Annotated in this window: 15 protein-coding genes; 5 read left to right on the forward strand and 10 right to left on the reverse strand. The window is 71.6% G+C overall.

Annotated elements, in window-relative coordinates; all coding sequences use genetic code 11:
- Positions 1 to 5 precede the first annotated feature (5 nt).
- The 6 genes from FHS44_RS31120 to FHS44_RS31145 all read right to left on the reverse strand — a co-directional run bounded on the left by FHS44_RS31120 (position 6) and on the right by FHS44_RS31145 (position 8,789).
- Positions 6 to 1,700, reverse strand: coding sequence for an ABC transporter ATP-binding protein (locus FHS44_RS31120; protein WP_184721210.1), 1,695 nt, complete (start codon positions 1,698 to 1,700; stop codon positions 6 to 8).
- Between the two features lie 51 nt (positions 1,701 to 1,751).
- Positions 1,752 to 2,996 (reverse strand): pyridoxal phosphate-dependent aminotransferase, encoded by a 1,245-nt coding sequence (locus tag FHS44_RS31125; protein ID WP_184721212.1) that lies wholly within the window; start codon positions 2,994 to 2,996, stop codon positions 1,752 to 1,754.
- Positions 2,997 to 3,080: 84 nt separating this feature from the next.
- Positions 3,081 to 5,132: a dipeptide ABC transporter ATP-binding protein gene (locus FHS44_RS31130; protein WP_184721213.1), complete on the reverse strand. Its 2,052-nt coding sequence runs from the start codon at positions 5,130 to 5,132 to the stop codon at positions 3,081 to 3,083.
- Positions 5,129 to 6,043 (reverse strand): ABC transporter permease, encoded by a 915-nt coding sequence (locus tag FHS44_RS31135; RefSeq protein ID WP_184721626.1) that lies wholly within the window; start codon positions 6,041 to 6,043, stop codon positions 5,129 to 5,131. Before FHS44_RS31135 ends, FHS44_RS31130 begins: the two co-directional genes overlap by 4 nt.
- Position 6,044: 1 nt before the next feature.
- A complete protein-coding gene (locus FHS44_RS31140) occupies positions 6,045 to 7,022 on the reverse strand; it encodes an ABC transporter permease (RefSeq protein WP_184721214.1) in 978 nt (325 codons plus the stop codon).
- 57 nt (positions 7,023 to 7,079) lie between these two features.
- A complete protein-coding gene (locus tag FHS44_RS31145; RefSeq protein WP_221461515.1) occupies positions 7,080 to 8,789 on the reverse strand; it encodes an ABC transporter family substrate-binding protein in 1,710 nt (569 codons plus the stop codon).
- A gap of 413 nt (positions 8,790 to 9,202) precedes the next feature.
- Here FHS44_RS31145 and FHS44_RS31150 point away from each other — a divergent pair, with 413 nt between their 5' ends.
- The 5 genes from FHS44_RS31150 to FHS44_RS31170 are packed head-to-tail and all read left to right on the forward strand — an operon-like array spanning position 9,203 to position 13,087.
- Positions 9,203 to 10,156 carry a succinylglutamate desuccinylase/aspartoacylase family protein gene (locus FHS44_RS31150; RefSeq protein WP_184721216.1) on the forward strand — a complete coding sequence of 318 codons (954 nt, stop codon included), beginning with the start codon at positions 9,203 to 9,205 and terminating at the stop codon, positions 10,154 to 10,156.
- Complete coding sequence (locus tag FHS44_RS31155; RefSeq protein WP_184721217.1) at positions 10,156 to 10,920, forward strand: SDR family NAD(P)-dependent oxidoreductase; 765 nt, start codon at positions 10,156 to 10,158, stop codon at positions 10,918 to 10,920. Before FHS44_RS31150 ends, FHS44_RS31155 begins: the two co-directional genes overlap by 1 nt.
- Positions 10,917 to 11,669 (forward strand): SDR family NAD(P)-dependent oxidoreductase, encoded by a 753-nt coding sequence (locus tag FHS44_RS31160; protein ID WP_184721218.1) that lies wholly within the window; start codon positions 10,917 to 10,919, stop codon positions 11,667 to 11,669. Before FHS44_RS31155 ends, FHS44_RS31160 begins: the two co-directional genes overlap by 4 nt.
- Complete coding sequence (locus FHS44_RS31165; RefSeq protein WP_221461516.1) at positions 11,666 to 12,115, forward strand: RidA family protein; 450 nt, start codon at positions 11,666 to 11,668, stop codon at positions 12,113 to 12,115. The genes FHS44_RS31160 and FHS44_RS31165 overlap by 4 nt, the downstream gene beginning before the upstream one ends.
- 60 nt (positions 12,116 to 12,175) lie before the next feature.
- Positions 12,176 to 13,087 (forward strand): LysR family transcriptional regulator, encoded by a 912-nt coding sequence (locus tag FHS44_RS31170; RefSeq protein ID WP_184721219.1) that lies wholly within the window; start codon positions 12,176 to 12,178, stop codon positions 13,085 to 13,087.
- A gap of 8 nt (positions 13,088 to 13,095) precedes the next feature.
- Here FHS44_RS31170 and FHS44_RS31175 read toward each other — a convergent pair whose 3' ends face one another.
- From FHS44_RS31175 to cseB, 4 genes are all read right to left on the reverse strand, one after another.
- Positions 13,096 to 13,704 carry a DUF6461 domain-containing protein gene (locus FHS44_RS31175; protein WP_184721221.1) on the reverse strand — a complete coding sequence of 203 codons (609 nt, stop codon included), beginning with the start codon at positions 13,702 to 13,704 and terminating at the stop codon, positions 13,096 to 13,098.
- A 79-nt stretch (positions 13,705 to 13,783) separates the two neighbouring features.
- Positions 13,784 to 14,686 carry a D-alanyl-D-alanine carboxypeptidase family protein gene (locus FHS44_RS31180; protein ID WP_184721223.1) on the reverse strand — a complete coding sequence of 301 codons (903 nt, stop codon included), beginning with the start codon at positions 14,684 to 14,686 and terminating at the stop codon, positions 13,784 to 13,786.
- A gap of 81 nt (positions 14,687 to 14,767) precedes the next feature.
- Complete coding sequence (locus tag FHS44_RS31185) at positions 14,768 to 16,003, reverse strand: sensor histidine kinase (protein WP_184721225.1); 1,236 nt, start codon at positions 16,001 to 16,003, stop codon at positions 14,768 to 14,770.
- Positions 16,000 to 16,665 carry a two-component system response regulator CseB gene (gene cseB / locus FHS44_RS31190; protein ID WP_184721227.1) on the reverse strand — a complete coding sequence of 222 codons (666 nt, stop codon included), beginning with the start codon at positions 16,663 to 16,665 and terminating at the stop codon, positions 16,000 to 16,002. The genes FHS44_RS31185 and cseB overlap by 4 nt, the downstream gene beginning before the upstream one ends.
- Positions 16,666 to 16,753 lie beyond the last annotated feature (88 nt).

Genomic DNA, 16,753 nt, shown 5'->3' on the forward strand with positions numbered 1-16,753 from the left:
GTGTGTCACGTCAGGACCGCCGCGCGGTAGACCGCGTTGCCGCGGGCCAGGTCCGCGTGCGGCCCGGTCTCCACGATCCGGCCGCCGTCCAGCAGCACCACCCGGTCGGCGACCGTGAGCAGCGCCGGGCTGGTGGTGACCATGATCGTGGTACGGCCCCTGCGCAGTTCCCGGATCCCGACGGCGATCCTGGCCTCGGTGACCGTGTCCACCGCGGTCGTCGGGTCGTGGACCACCAGCACGGGCCGGTCGGCGGCCAGCGCCCTGGCCAGGGCGACCCGCTGGCGCTGCCCGCCGGACAGTGACCGGCCGCGCTCGGCGACCGCGGTCTCCTCCCCGTACGGCAGGGCACCGGCGACCTCGTCGGCCCCCGCGGCCTCCATGGCCGGGCGCAGGTCGGCGTCCTGTTCGGTGGCGGCGCCGACGTTGCCGCGCAGCGTGCCCTCGAACAGGTCGGCGTCGTGCGCGGCGACCAGGACTGCCGAGCGCAGGTCACCGGGGTCGAGGTCGCGCAGGCAGACCCCGTCGAGTTCGACGCTCCCGGCGTCGGGGTCGGCGCGCCGGTCCAGGCAGCGCAGCAGCGCGAGCGCGTCGGCGGGGTCGGTCGCGGCGACGCCGAGCAGTTCGCCCGGCGCGACCTCCAGGTCGATCCCGCGCAGCCCGGCGTGCTCGACCCCGCGAAGGCGGAGCCCGCCCAGGGGCTCCGGCGTCAGCCGTACGGCACCGGGGGCGACGGTGTGCGGCGCGGCCAGCACCTCGGCGATCCTGGTGGCCGACGCCCTGGCCTGGGCGAAGGAGGTGTTGACGCGGGCCAGCGCCTGCAACGGCCCGATCAGGAACAGCGCGAGGCCGACCGCGGAGATCAGGTCGCCCAGGCTGACCTGCCCGTCGGCGGCCAGCCGTCCGCCGAACAGGCCGACGACCGCGATGAGGAAGCCGGTCAGCGCCAGGACCACGCCGTTCTGCAGCGCCTCGGCCCTGGCGGCGCGCATCGTCGCGGCCAGGGAGTCACGGCTGGTCGTGCGGTACCTGTCCACGGCGGCCCGTTCGGCGCCGATGCCCTTGAGCACCCGCAGCCCGGCGACCAGGTCGGCGGCGACGCCGGAGGCGCGTGCGGCCCGCTCCTGCTCGGTCGCGCTGCGCCGTTCGAGCGGCCTGCTCAGCAGATGGCCGAGCCACAGCAGCGCCGGGGCACCGGCCAGCACGACCAGGCCGAGCGGGACCGAGATCCACAGCAGTACGGCGGCCCCGGACAGCAGCCCGGTGAACGTGGCGACGGCGCCGGGGATCGCGATGGCCAGCATGCCGACCCGTCTGGCGTCCTCGGTGGCGATCCCGGCGAGGGCACCGGGGAGCCGCCCGGTCTCGGCGCCCCCGCCGGGATGCAGAACCCGGTCGACGACCTCGGCGCGCAGGGCGTGCGCCGCCTCCTCGGCGGCGCGATCCGAGGCGCGGGCGCCGAACCGGTAGCTGAAGGACAGTACGAGATAGACGACGGCCAGGACCGCGAGCCAGCGCAGCAGCACGCCGAGATCACCCGCGGCGACGCCCTGGTCGACGGCCAGGCCGATCAGCACGGGCACCGTGGCCTCCCCGACCTGGTGCCCGGCGCGCAGCAGGGACCCGGCCAGGACCAGCCGCCGCTGCCCACCGAGCGCACGGCGCAGGACCACCTGTCCTGGCGACCTCGACCGCCTCACCCGCGCCCTCCCGAACCGGCCTCGGACGTCATGATTAGGGAAGGCTACCTATCAGTCAGGCAATGTCCGGTTTGAGTCAGCCATGTCGGTCAGGCTGTCATTCAGCGCCTTCACCATCCGGTCGAGGGCGGACTCCCACTGCGCCTCGTCCCTGGCGTAGCACACCCGGAACCGCCCGACCCCCGACGGGCCGAACTGGTAGCCGGGGCTCACCACGACCCCCGCCTCCCGCTGCAGGAGACCGGCGACCGCGACGTCGCTGAGGCCGAGCGCCGAGACGTCGGGCCACAGGTAGGCCGTCCCGTTGCCGGGCCGTACGACCAGGCCGTCCACCTGACGCAGCCGGTCGACGGTCAGGTCGCGGATGGCACGCAGCTCCTCGACGCGGCGCCGTACGAACTCCTGGTCGTCGACCAGCCAGCGGGTGAGCAGGTGCTGGGCGTAGGCGGGGGCGCGCAGGCAGGTCATCGCCATCACCTGCTCGATCGCGTCCACGATCTCCGCGGGAGCGACCACGACCCCGATCCGGAAGCCGCTGAGCGACTCCGTCTTGGACCCGCCCAGCATCGTCACCGTCCGCTCCGCCATGCCCGGCTGGGCCGCGAGATGGAAGAACGGGACGCCCGGGTAGACCAGCCTGCAGTACAGCTCGTCCACGACCACCAGGAAGTCATGCCGTACGGCCAGGCCCGCCAGACCACGGACCGTCGCCTCGGTGTAGACAGAACCGGTCGGGTTGTTGGGGTTGGACGTCAGCAGCAGCTTGACGCCGTCCCTGGCCACCTCCTCCAGCGCGTCCAGGTCGAGCTGCGGCCCGTCGGGGCCGTCGATCATGCCGACCCGCACCACGTTGGCGCCGAGGAAGCGCAGCATCCGTTCGACGAACAGATACTCGGGGTCGGCGAGCGCGACCGTGTCGCCGTCGTCGACCAGCGCGCTGAGCGTGGTGAACAGGCCGTTCTGGGTTCCCGCGGTCAGCACGAGGTTGCGGCCGGGATCGACCTCCACGCCGAGCAGCTCGGAGACCGGACCCGCGCAGGCCCGCCGTACCGCGTCGTCGCCCCGGTAGGCGGTGTAGGCCAGCTCGCCGTCCCCGGCCGCCCGGGTGAACGTCTCCAGCGCCCAGTCCGGGGGAGGGAAGCGCACGGTGTCGAAGTGGGTGGTGTCGAGCAGCCCGTGCCCGGCGCCGTCGAGCCGCAGGCTGAGGTCGGCCTCGCGCACGGACGTGCCGATGTAGCGTGCCCGTTCGGGCAGGTGGGTCGCGCGCAGCCGCCGTGATTCCCGCTGTGGTCGCATGAGTTTCGCTCCGTTGAGGTCGCCCGACGCGTCGCGTCGGGGCCGTGGCCGTGGTCGGTCACGGTGCCGGGTGAGGCCGGTTGGTCAGCTCGGGTGGTGGCAGGCCACGGGGTGGCCCTGGCCGCGTTCGGTCAGCGCCGGGACCCGCTCCCGGCACACCGCCCGCTCCGCCTCGCCGAGCCGGTCGAGGAAGACGGGACAGCGGCCACGGAACCGGCAGCCGGTCGTGGGACCGGACGCGCCGGGGATCTCACCGCGCAGCACGGTGTGCTCGCGGGCGCGCTCCGCACGCGGGTCGGGCACGGGGACCGCCGAGATCAGCGCCCTGGTGTAGGGGTGGGCCGGGCGGTCGAAGACGTCGTCACGCTCCCCGGTCTCCACGATCCTGCCGAGATACATCACCGCCACCCGGTCGGAGATGTGCCGCACCACCGACAGGTCGTGCGCGATGAACAGGTAGGACAGGCCGAGCGCGTCCTGCAGGTCCCGCAGCAGGTTGATCACGTCCGCCTGGACCGAGACGTCGAGCGAGGAGACCGGTTCGTCCAGGATCAGCGCCCTCGGGCGCAGCGCCAGCGAGCGCGCGATGCCGATCCGCTGCCGCTGACCGCCGGAGAACTCGTGCGGGTAGCGGCCCGCGTAACCGCCGAGCCCCACCGAGGCCAGCAGTTCGAGGGAGCGTTCGCGCCGCTCCCGCCGTCCGACGCCGTTGACCCGCAGCGGTTCGGCGATGAGGTCGAGCGCGTTCATCCTCGGGTTCAGCGAACCCATCGGGTCCTGGAAGACCATCTGCAGCTCCCTGGCCCGGCCACGCCGCCCGCGCCGCCCACCGGTCACGGCGGGCGCGCCGCCCAGCAGCACGGTGCCCGCCGTCGGCTCCTCAAGGGCCATCAGCAGCTTGCCGATCGTGGACTTGCCCGAGCCCGACTCGCCGACCAGGCCGAGCGTCCTGCCCGCGGCCAGTTCAAGCGACACCTCGGCGACCGCGTGCCGTACGGCCACCGGCCCGCGCAGGAGGCCACCGCCCCTGACCGGGTAGTCCTTGACCAGGCCCTCGGCGGTCACCAGCGGCGTCCCTGGGGGGACGTCCTGCGCCTCGTGTCCGGCGAGCCGTACCGAGGAGACGGGGACGAACACCTCCTCGGCGCTGCGTTCGCGCACCTCGGCGGAGAAGTGACAGGCCGCGACGTGCCCCTCCTCGCCGACCTGCGCCAGCTCCGGCTCACGCTCCCGGCACACGTCACGGGCCAGCGGGCAGCGAGCCGCGAACGCGCACCCGGCCGGTGGGCGGTCGAGCGCGGGCGGGGTCCCGGCGATCGGGGTCAACCGTGCCCCGGCGTCGGCGTCGAGCCGGGGCAGGCTGCCGAGCAGGCCGACGGTGTACGGCATGCTCGGCCGGTAGAAGACGTCCTCGACCGTGCCCAGTTCGACGACCTTGCCGGCGTACATCACCATCACCCGGTCGGCCTGCCCGGCGACCACCCCCAGGTCGTGGGTGATCAGCACCGCAGCCGCGCCGGTCTTCTCCCTGGCGGTGCGCAGCGCCGCGAGCACCTGCGCCTGGATGGTGACGTCGAGCGCGGTCGTCGGCTCGTCGGCGATGATCACGTCGGGGTTGTTGGCCATCGTGATCGCGATGACGACGCGCTGGCGCATGCCGCCGGAGAACTCGTGCGGGTAGTCCCCGGCCCGCGCGGCGGCGTCGGGGATGCCCACCAGGTCGAGCAGCTCGACCGCGCGGGCGAACGCGTCGGCCTTACTGATCTCCGGATCGTGCGCCCGTACGGCCTCGGCCACCTGGTAGCCGACCGAGTAGACCGGGTTGAGCGACGACAGCGGGTCCTGGAAGACGATCGCGACCGAGGCGCCCCGCACCCGGCTCAGCTCCCGCTCCGGCAGGCCGGTCAGCTCCCGGCCGCGGAAGCGCACCGAGCCGCTCACCTCGGCCCCCGGCGGCAGCAGGCCGATCGTGGCCAGCGCGCCGGTCGACTTGCCGGAGCCCGACTCGCCGACGATGCCCAGCACCTCGCCCTCGCGCAGCCCCCACGAGACCCCGCGTACGGCCTGCACCGGACCGTTCTCCCCGGGGAAGCGGACACTCAGGTCCTCGACCCGCAGGATCTCCTCCTCGCTCATGCGCGCCTGCCTGACTGGGTGGTGTCGAGGGCGTCCCGCAGCCCGTCGCCGATGAAGTTGACGCTCAGCGCGATCAGCACGATGAACAGCCCTGGGAAGTAGAACAGCCAGGGCCTGGTGGTGATGGCCGTCTGGTTCTGGCTGACCAGCAGTCCGAGCGAGGTGTCCGGCGGCTGCACGCCGAAGCCGATGAACGACAGCGCCGTCTCGGCCAGGATGGCGACCGCCACGTTCACGGTGACCGTGACGATGATCGTGCCCATCGCGTTGGGCAGGATGTGCCGGAAGATGATGTGCGGGATGCTCGCGCCGAAGCTGCGCGCCGCCGCGACGTACTCGCGCTCCCGCAGCGACAGCACCAGGCCCCGCACGAGCCGCGCCACGTACGGCCAGGTCAGCGCGGCCAGCACCAGGCCGACCAGCGCCCAGCTCTGCTCGCCGTGCGCGACGTTGCCCGCGAGCACGGCGGCCACGGCGATGGCCGGGAAGATCAGCACGAGGTCCACGATCCGCATCATCACCGTGTCGATCCGCCCGCCGTACAGACCGGCGACCGCGCCCCACACGCTGCCGAAGGCGCCGGAGACACCCGCGACGAGCAACGCGATCTCGATCGAACGCTGGGTGCCCCGAAGCACCTGGGCGAACAGGTCGTAGCCCGTCGCGTCGGTGCCGAAGGGATGCTCAAGTGACGGCGGCACCGAGTTGTCCGGGGTGAAGACGTCGTAGCTGTAGTGCCACAGCGACCCGCCGACGAAGGCGAGCAGCACCAGGCAGGTGAAGACCACCAGGCTGACCGTGGCGAGCCGGTGCCGCAGGAAACGGCGGACCATGAGCCGGTACGGCGCGCCCGGCGCCTCCTGCTTGACCTCCCCGGGAGCCCCGGTGGGGACCGGAGCCAGGATGTCCATCTCAGGCAAGGCGAATCCTCGGGTCGAGCACCGCGTAGAGCAGGTCCGCGATGAGGTTGAACAGGATGACGATCAGCGAGACGACCAGCAGCCAGCCCATCACCGCGTAGACGTCGCGTTCGCGGACCGCGGTGAGCAGGAAGGAGCCCATCCCGCGCCACTGGAAGACGGTCTCGGTGACGACGGCGCCGGAGAACAGCACCGCCAGGTCCAGCCCGACCACCGTGGTCAGCGGGATCAGCGCGGTGCGCAGCGCGTGCCGTACCAGAACGGTGCGGCGGCCGAGCCCCTTGGCGCGGGCGAGCCGCACGTAGTCGCTCTGCAGCACCTCGATGATCGAGGAACGGACGTAGCGGCTCCACGGCGCGAACGCGGTCATGGCCAGCACGATCGTCGGCAGCACCAGGTGGCCGAGCACGTCCCTGACCGTGTCCGCGAACCCGGTCGGGGCGGGGATGGAGCTGTCGCCGACCGTGTAGAACAGGCTGACGCCGACGGCGTCGTTGACGTCGATCGCCTGCTGCTTGAGCAGGATCGCCAGCCAGAAGGCCGGCATGGACAGCATCAGGAAACCGAGGAAGGTGAAGCCGTAGTCGATGACGGAGTAGCGCCTGACCGCGCTGACCAGGCCGACCACCAGGGCCAGGAGCACCGCGACGATCATCGCGAACGCCACCAGGCGGACGCTGACCAGCACCCGCTGCCCGATCTCGTGGCCGATGTCGATCCGGCTGACCGACGGCCCCCAGTCACCGCGCACGATGCCGGAGAGCCAGTGCCAGTAGCGCAGGTGCAGCGGCTCGTCCAGGCGCAGCCGGTGGGTCTCCGCCGCCAGGACGGCCGGGGAGACCGGGGGCTGCTTGGCCTTGAGATCGCCGAGCGGGTCGCCCGCGGCGCTCACCATCAGGAACGTGGCGAACGATCCGACGATCACCACGGGGACGGTGTGCAGGAGCCGCCTCACGATGTAGGCGAACAATGGACACGCTCCTCGCGTAGGCCGGTGGGTGACCCGCACCGGCGATCTCGACAGGGACTAGCGGATGCCCCACTCGCCGCCGTTGTACGGCGGGCCGAAGTAGGTGCCGTTCGCCCGGACGTTGACCAGGTTCGACTTGTAGGCGAGCAGGTCGGGCTGCTGGTACATCGGCAGGATGTAGCCGTCCTCGCTGAGCTGCCTGTCGACCCCGTTGAGGAGTTCGGCGGACTCGGCGGGGTCGGTGGCGCTCAGCGCCTTCTTCAGCAGGTCGTCAACCTTGGCGCTGCTGTAGCCGCCGAAGTTGAGCCCGGCCTTCGTCATGAACGCCTGGGAGTACTGCGAGGCCAGGAACGTCTGGCCGACCCACGTCATCGCGAAGATGTCGAAGTCCTTGCCCGGCTGGTGGGTGACGGTCTCCCCGACCGAGTCGGTGCTCTGGACGTTGACCGTGACGCCGATGGCCTTGGCGGAGGCCGCGAACAGCTCGCTGATCGTCTGCAGGATCTGGTCGTTGGCCAGGTAGCGCATCGTGATCGGCGGAACCGGCGTCCCCTTGGGATCGATGAGCCTGCCCGCGTCGATCTTGTACCCGGCGCCGGTCAGCAGCGCGGTCGCCTTGGCCACGTCACCGGAGCCCTGGTCGCCCAGGTTGTCCTGGTAGGCGGGGGTCTGCTGGGGCACGTAGATCCGGTTGCGCAGCGGAACCGCCTCGGGGTCGAACTGGCCGACCGTCTTGGAGATGGCCTGCTTGACGTCCATCGCGGTGAACAGCGCCTTGCGCAGCACCGGGTCCTGCATGACCGGGTTGTTGAGGTTCGGCAGCAGCATCTGCTTACGCAGGCCACGGACGAGCTGGTAGTTCACCCCCTTCAGGGCCTGCACGTTCCTGAGCAGGTCGACCTGCGGCTGCGGGTTGATGATCTGCACCTCGTTGTTCCGCAGCGCCGGGACCTCCTGCGTGGTGTCAGTGATCACCCGGAAGATCAGGCTGTCGAGGGTGACCGGCTTGCCGTACCACTTGGGATTGGGGACCAGCGTCGCGGCCTGGTTGCTCTGCCAGGACTTGAACATGAACGGCCCGCCGGACCAGTCGGGGAAGGAGGTCTTGTAGCGGAAGCCCTCGTTGAAGGAGGCGGCGAGCCCGTCGGGGGTGCCGTCGTCACCGAGCTTCTTGGCCACGTGCGCGGGCAGCAGCGGACTGAACATCGACTGCCAGTCGCCGAACGGCTTGCTCAGCGTCACGGTGACCGTCTTGCCGCCGTCGGAGGCGACAAGCGACTTGACGCTGTCGTACCCCATGGTCGAGGCGACCTCGCACTTCGGGCAGACCCGCGGGTCCGAGGCCCGCCAGACGTACTCGAAGTCGGCCGCCGAGATCGGCGTGCCGTCGGACCAGACCGCCTTGGGGGAGATCTTGTAGACGAGCACCTGGGGGGACGTGCTGGTCTGCTCCGCGCTGAGGAGGAGGTCCTTGTTCATCTCGACGGTCTTCAGGTCGGGCGCCGAGAAGAAGGTCGAGGGGTCGTAGACATCGGCGACGAGCTGGGTCGCCACGCCGATGTCGGCGCCGAGCGGGTTCCAGTTGAGGATGTTGCGTTCCAGGACGTAGGTGATCGAGCCACCCTTGCCCGCGGTTCCCGAGTTGACGGTGTTGGCGTCCCCCTTGACGAGGGTCGCGCCCGAGCCCCCTGCCTCTGCCTGGTTCTCTCCGTTGCCCGCTCCCGCGGAACAGGCGCTCACGAGGAGGGCCGCGAGGGCGGCGGCCACCAAAGGACCGTAACGATTTCGACGGTTCATTTCTCTGCTCCCACAGGTCCGCCGCGGCGAGGAGACGCGCGAGTCGCGGTTCCCGGCGTGATCTGCCGCGGAACCGCTGCCTGCCCCGCCGCGGTCAACCAAGTGAACGGGAACCCCCGGGAAACGGGCAAGCGCGGGAATCTGCACCGTCTCTTTTAGCTCTGCTAATGGGCTGTGACATTTCCGTGACCGGTCCCGCTCTTTTAGCGGACGTTAACTGATCGCTTTCGAAAACGTTTCTTGTGTGCTCTCAGGGCCTTTTGGCAGACTCGGCGGCCAGCGACGGGACGTCTTCCCGTGGCCGATCTGTCCGCCCCCCGACACGCCGGTACGCGTCTCCCGAAGGGGGCGGGGTGTGTCGTCCACAGTGAGGAGAACCGCCCATGGAACCGAGCGGTCAGACGCTCAAGGACGCGATCACCTGGGAGGAGCACCGCATCCCCTCGTCGATCGCGCACGGCACCGTACCCGTCCGTGTCGGCCGGGTCGGTGACGGGGGGCCGGTCGGCCTCCTGGTCGCGAGCGTCCACGGCGACGAGGGCCCGTGGGGGACCCTCGCCGTCAACCGGCTGCTCGCCGAGACGCCGCTGGCCGACCTGCGGGGCACGCTCAGGGTCGTCCCCGTCGCCCACCCGCTGGCCACCGAGGCCGACGCCAGGCAGACCCACCTGGACCTGCTCGACCTCAACAACGCCTTCCCCGGGGACCCGGGCGGCAGCCACACCCAGCGGCTGGCCGCCGTACTGGCCGAACATGCCGTGGACGGGGCCGACGTGGTCCTCGACGTGCACGGCGGCGGGAGCTGGAACATCAACTGCTTCGCCTACCGCTTCCCCGGCAGCCACGACCTGGCCGAATGGGCCGGGACGCCGCTGATTCTCGACGGCCCCGACCGGCCGACCAGCCTCACCGGCTACGCCCGCCAGGGCGGGGCCAAGGGCGTGTGGATCGAGATGGGCGGCAGGGGAGAGCACGAGGACACCCGCACCGCCGCCGTCACCGCGGGCCTGCGGTACGCGCTCGGCAAGGCGGGCGTGCTGACCGAGACCGGCACCACCCCCGTCCCGGGGGTCGTCGGCCACGACAAGACACCGCTGAGCACCGGCGCCCCCGGCATCTACCACCCCGCCCTGCGGGAGGCCGCCCTGGGCACGGTCGTCCCCGAGGGAACGGTCATCGGCAGGCTGCTCGACCCGGTCACCAGCGAGGTCGTCGAGACCTACCGGGCGCCCTTCGCGCGGACCGTCCTGGCGCTGCTGCGCCCCACCCTGGCCCGGATCGAGGGGGCGGGCCAGGTCGTGGCGATGGTCGCGAGCCTGCCGGAGGGGGAGGCGTGATGATCGAATTGACGGGAAGACACGCCGTCGTCGCGGGCAACGCCGAGGCGCTCGGCTATCCCATCGCCGAGGCCCTGCTCGCCGAGGGCATGACGGTCACCGTGATCGACGACGACGGGGACGCCCTCGACGCCTGGGCACGTCGGGTGCGCGAGGACGGGGCGGACGGGGCCACGGTGCACACCGAGGTCACCGACTTCGCCGACACGGCCGCCACGGGTGAGGCGGGACGGCGGGCGATCGCCCGGTTCGGCGCGCCGAGGTTCCTCGCCTACAACGCGGCGGTCTTCCGCGAGACGCCGCTGCTCGACCTGACCGAGGAGGCCTTCGCCGCCGAGTGCGACGGCATCCTGCACGGGGCCTTCGCCCTGTCGAAGGCCGTCTGGCCCGCCATGGTCGAGGCCCGCGACGGCAGTATCGCCTACGTCTCCTCCGGCTCCGCCCTGCGCGGCTTCGCGAACGAGGCAGCCTACGTGGCGGGCAAACACGGCCAGGAGGGGCTGATGAAGGTCCTCGCCCTCGAAGGCAAGGACCACAACGTGGCCGTCAACACCATCACGACGGGCGCGCCGATCGACGGCCCGCTCGCCTACACCTACAGCGACGCGATGCGCGCGGTCATGGTGCCGCCCGCCTCGCTGGCGCCCGCCTTCGCCTTCCTCGCGGGCATCGACGCCGACTTCGCCACCGGCCACCGCTTCGACGCCCACCAGATCTCCACGGCGATCCGTACGGCGGGTACCACGACCAGGGAGCAGAGATGATCGACGTCAACGGCCAGGTGGCCTTCCTCACCGGGGCTGCCGAGGGGCTCGGCAGGACCGTGGCCACGGAGCTGGCGGCGGCCGGGATGCGCCTCGCCCTGATGGACGTCCAGGCCGAGAAGCTGGAGCGCGCGACCCGGGAGCTGCGCGAGGGTGGCGCCGAGGTGCTGCCCATCGTGGTGGACCTGGCCGACGCCGACGCCACCCGGCGCGCCGCCGAGGAGGCCCTCGACCACTACGGCACCCCGCGCGCCCTGATCCACAACGCGGCCCTGCTGCGCGAGGTCTCGATGCTCGACGTCACCTTCGAGAACTGGCGCAGGGAGACCGACATCATCCTGCAGGCCGCCTTCGTGCTGTCCAAGGCCGTCTGGCCGGGCATGACCGAGGCCCGCAGCGGCAGCATCGTCTACGTCTCCTCGGGCTCGGCCCTCGGCGGATTCGTCAAGGAGACCGCCTACACCCCCGGCAAACACGGCCAGGAAGGACTGATGAAGGTCCTCGCCCTGGAGGGCAGGCCGTACAACGTGGCCGTCAACACCATCTCCACCGGACGGCCCATCGACACCCCGATGTCCGACTCGCACTACACCGACGAGATGCGGATCGGCATCGTCCCGCCCTCGACGCTCGCCCCGGCCTTCGCCTTCCTCGCGGGCATCGACGCCGACTTCGCCACCGGCCACCGCTTCAACGCCTACCAGGTGTCCGAGGCGATCCGGGTGGCCAGACAGCGGGCGGGCCGGTGAGCGCGCCGATCGGCACGGACCGGGCGCCCTCCCCGGCCGGGCACTACGCCCAGGCCGTACGGGCGGGCGACTTCGTCTACGTCTCCGGCCAGGTGCCGCGCACCCCCGACGGCGGCTACACCCCCGCCGACGTGGCCGCCGAGACCCGGCTGACCCTGGGCAACCTGGCCGCCATCGCCGAGGCGGCCGGCGGCGGCCTCGGGGACGTGGTCAAGGTCACCGCCTACCTGACGCGGCAGGAGTACTTCGGTGAGTTCAACACGGCCTACGCCGAGTACTTCGGCGAGCACCGCCCGGCCCGCACCACGGTGGTCGCCGGGCTGCGCGAGGTGAAGGTCGAGGTGGACGCGGTCCTCCACCTGCCCGTTCTGCCCGTTTTGCCCGCCGACGGCTCTCGACCACCCGGAGGCCATCGCTGTAAGCTGCCGGACGAGCACGAGCCGTAGGGCCACGGCGTGTCCTGCGGGTCGCGTCCCGTGGATCGCGGCGGGAACGAGGTGACATCCGTGACCAACCTGAGCCTCGCCGGCCTCCGCGCCATCGACGCCCTGGCGACCCACGGGTCCGTAACCGCCGCGGCGAGCGCCCTCGGTTACACCCCCTCGGCCATCTCCCAGCAGATCGCGCGCCTCGAACGCGACGTGCACCAGGTCCTCATCGACCGCCAGGGACGGCGGATGACCCTGACGGTCGCCGGGCGCATCCTCGCCGAGGCGGCCAGCCGCGTCGTCATCGAGCTGGAGAGCATGAACGCCGAGCTGCAGGCGCAGACGGAGACGGTCACCGGGCCGCTGCGCATCGCGGCCTTCCCCACCGCGGCGCGGGGGGTGATTCCGGCGGCGATGCGGGAGCTCGGGCAGACCTGGCCCTCCCTTGAGCTGCAGCTCGTCGAGGTCGACTCCCACCGGGCTGTCGAGTTCGTCGCCAGGGGCACCGTCGATCTCGCCGTGGCCCACGACTGGCAGGCGATGCCGCTCGAACTGTCCGAGGGGCTGCACTGCCGCCACCTGGGCGACGACGTCTCCGACGTGCTCGTCTTCCACACCCACCCGCTCGCCTCCCGCGCCTCGGTCGAGTTCGACGACCTGCGGGAGGAGAGCTGGCTCTACGAGCCGGGCTCGGTCGCCCACGACTTCCTGCTCAACGCCTACCGCGACTCGCCGGGCCAGGCCCGCTTCACCCACATGGTCAGCGAGTACGCCAGCCAGATCGAGATGGTCGGCGCGGGCCTCGGCGTGGCCCTGGTCCCCAGGATGGGCCGGGGCCCGCTGCCCGCGACCGTCCGCGCCCTCCCGGTCAGCTCGGCCCCGCTACGCCGGATCTACGGCGTGTGGCGAACCCCCACGGGCCGCCGCCCCGCCCTCACCGCCGCCCTGGGCGTCCTCGAATCGGTCTGCGTACGGCTTGAGCAGCACTGATCCGTCCGTCATGCCGGTGCCAGGTAGGTGGACTCCTCCAGCAGGCGCGGTGTCATCGTGATCCCGGTGAGGCGCTCGGCCAGGAGGAACGCCGGTCCTTGGTGGGGGTCGATGATCGGATAGACGGGGGAGTCGATCCGCTCCAGGATCTCCGCGAGTTCGTCCGGCGTCTCCTCCGAGTAGCTCTCATGGGGCCCGAACATGAACTGGATCCTCCCGTCCTTGATCCCGTGGGAATAGCCTTCCTGGTACACGTATGCGAACCGGATCCTTCCATCGTCGATCCAGTGGAAGTAGTCCATGCCGTCGACGTCGAGATAGAAGTGGGAGACGAGGCGGGTGCCCGCCGACAGCGGCATGATGATCTCTTCGGTGACGCCGAGCAGGCCGTTGGCCTCGACGAGGAGCGCCCAGTCTCCAACGGCGACGGCACCGAAGGTCCGCCGCTGGATCAGCTCGTCGAGCGTCACGTGAGAGCGGTTCTCAACCTGGACGCCGAGCCGGGTCATCAGTTCCTCGGGCGTCAGGCCACGGACGTAGGTGAAGCAGTAGGCGTCCGCCAGGTCGGGGAAACGCTCGGGGGAGAACCAGGAGTAGTCGTCAAAGGGCGCGATCATCCCGCCATGTTCGCGGTATCCACCGACAGAACAGGAGCCGTTCCATCCTGGCGCCGTACCGCGTCTCACCCGGGGTTCGTCACCGGGCGGGCAGCGGGGAGTCAGGGCCGAGGAGCCAGTGTTCGACGGCCGCGCTCATCTGCGCGCCCGCTTCGAGGGCGGCGGCCTTGGCGGCGACCGGGTTGGTGTTCTTCGCCTGGCCGAGGATCACCCCGAGCACCAGGCGGCCCCGGACCCGGGAGGCCCAGACCAGGTTGCCGCCCGCGGCGGTGCCCGAGCCGGTCTTGACGCCGATGACGCCGTGCCTGTTCAACAGCGTGTTCGTGTTGGCCAGCGTGCGCGTGTCGTCGGGGACCGCGGTCTCGGTCCGCGCGACCACCGCGCGGAAGACCGGGTCGCGCATCGCCTCCCTGGCTAGCCTGAGCTGGTCGGGGGCCGTGCTGACCGTGCTGTCCTCGTTGCCGCTGGCGCCGGTGTACTTCGTGGCCGTCATGCCCAGGCGGTGGGCCGTGGCGTTCATCCGGCCGACGAAACGCTCCTGGGAGCCGGAGTCCCAGCGGGCCAGGAGGCGGGCGACGTTGTTGCCGGAGGGCACGAGCATCAGTTCGAGCATGCGGCGCAGCCGTACCCGGCGGCCCTCCCTGAGCGGGACCGTCGACTCCTGCGGCAGGTAGGACTCGTTGGCGGCGGTGTGGTCGACCGTGACCAGCGGGCCGTCCTCGCCGGGCCTGAGCGGGTGGCGGCGCAGGATCACGTAGGCGGTCATCACCTTCGTCACGCTGGCGATGGGCACCGGCCGCCGCTCGCCGCTGACGCCCAGGCTGCCCACCCCCTCGACCGTGACCGCGGCCTGACCCTCGGCGGGCCACGGCAGCGGCGCGCCGGAGAACACGGCTCCGGACACGGACGGTACGGCCCCGCAGCCGCTCAGCAGGCCGGTCAGCAGGACGAACGCCAGGAGATAAGCCAGGACATATCGCATACGGCAAACGTTGTTCCGCTGATATGTCCGGTCCGTCGCCGCCGTGTCACCGCCGTGGCTTAATCGTGTATCAGCCGTGTATCAGGAGGGGAGCCTGAGGGTGGCGACGGCGCCGCCGTCCGGGGCGTTGGCCAGGGTCAGGACGGCGCCGATGACGTGGGCCTGGCCCAGCGCGATCGTCAGCCCGAGGCCGTGCCCCCGGCCACGTTCGGCGGCGCCGGTACGGAAACGCCGAGGCCCGTCGGCCAGCAGCTCGGCGGGGAAGCCGGGGCCGTGGTCACGGACCTCGACCACGTGGTCCCCGACCGTGATCTCCACCGGCTGGCCGCCGTGGCGGTCGGCGTTGAGGACGAGGTTGGCGAGGACACGGTCCAGGCGGCGCGGGTCGGTCTCGGCCACCGGGTTCCCCGAGACGATCACCCGCGCCTCGACCCCGACGCGGGCCGCGGAGCGTTCGGCCAGCTCGGCCAGCGGCACCCTGACCCGCTCGGCCACCTCGGCCCCCGCGTCCAGCCTGGAGACCTCAAGCAGGTCCTCAACCAGCGCGCGCAGCACCCCCACCCGGTCGCGGACCAGGTCGGCGGCCTCGCCCTCGTCGAGCAGTCCGGCCGCGGCGACCAGGCCCATCAGCGGGGTGCGCAGGTCGTGGGCGACGTCGGCGGTGAAGCGCTGCTCGGCCAGCAGCCGGTACTGCAGGCTCGCCGCCATGGAGTCGACGGCCGCGGAGATGTCGGCGATCTCGTCCCGCCCGATCCGGCGGTCCGGAGCGGCGACCCGGGCGTCCAGGTCGCCGTCGGCGATCCTGCGGGCGGTGACGGCGACCCGCCTCAGCCGCCGGTTGGCCAGCTCGGCCAGGCCGACCGAGACCGGGACCACCACCGCGAGCGCGGTCAGCGCGGCCCTGACCATGGCGCGGTCCAGGGCGCGCAGCCGCAGCAGGTCCGAGCCCATCTCCATCGCGGAGGTGGCCACCAGCCCCCCGCCGACCCGCCGCGCGGCCCACATCCACGGCTGTTCCGGCTTGCCGTCGTCGTACCAGGTGACGGCCTCCTCGCCGGTCAGCCGGACCCGCAGCGGCTCGGGCAGCTCCTCGAAGGGCTTGACCTGCTCGGTCCAGGGGGTGAACTCCTCCACGGGGGCGTTCACGCGGTAACTCTCGACGACCTTCTCGACCGCCTCAAGTGCCCGCCCCTCGCCCAGCGCCATCGAGCGGTCGACGGTCATCCGGTGGACCAGCACCCCGACCACGGCGGTCACCGCGCAGCAGGCCAGGGTGATCAGCGTCGCCACCTTCCAGCGCAGCGAGCCCGGTCTCATGACCTGCGCAGCTTGTAGCCGAACCCGCGCACGGTCTCGATCCGGTCCGCGCCGATCTTCTTGCGCAGCCGCTGCACGCACAGGTCGACAACCCGGCTGTCGCCGTCCCAGCCGTAGTCCCACACGTCGCGCAGCAGCGTGGCGCGTTCGAGCACGATCCCCGGATTGGCCGCGAACTCCAGCAGCAGCCGCAGCTCGGTCGGCGCCAGGGCGACAGGGTGGCCGCCGAGCCGTACCTCAAGGGCGGCGGGATCGACGGTCAGCTCACCGAACGTCAGCACCCCGGGCGCGGAGACGGGTGCGGCGGTACGGCGCAGCAGCGACCTGATCCTGGCCACCAGCACCGGGATGTCGACAGGTTTGACCACGTAGTCGTCGGCCCCGGCCTCCAGACCGGAGACCACGTCGGGGGAGTCGCCGCGCGCCGACATCATCAGGATCGGCACCTGGCTGGACTCCCTGACCCTGCGGCACAGGCCGATGCCGTCGAGCCCGGGGAGCATCACGTCGAGCACCAGAAGGTCGTGGTCCCCGGCCAGGAAGGACTCCAGGCCGCTCAGGCCGTCGGGGGCGGTGGCCATGCGGTAGCCGTACCGCCCGAGAGCCAGCGAGACGCCCCTGCGGATCACGTCGTCGTCCTCGACGAGCAGGATGGAGGTCACGCTGTACCTTATGCGGCCCCGGGGGAGTGCCGGTTTCCGTACCGTGCTCGTGAAGTGGCGTCTTGTTTGCGATCATTTACCGCACGGC

Source organism: Streptosporangium saharense (assembly GCF_014203715.1).
Classification (GTDB): domain Bacteria; phylum Actinomycetota; class Actinomycetes; order Streptosporangiales; family Streptosporangiaceae; genus Streptosporangium; species Streptosporangium saharense.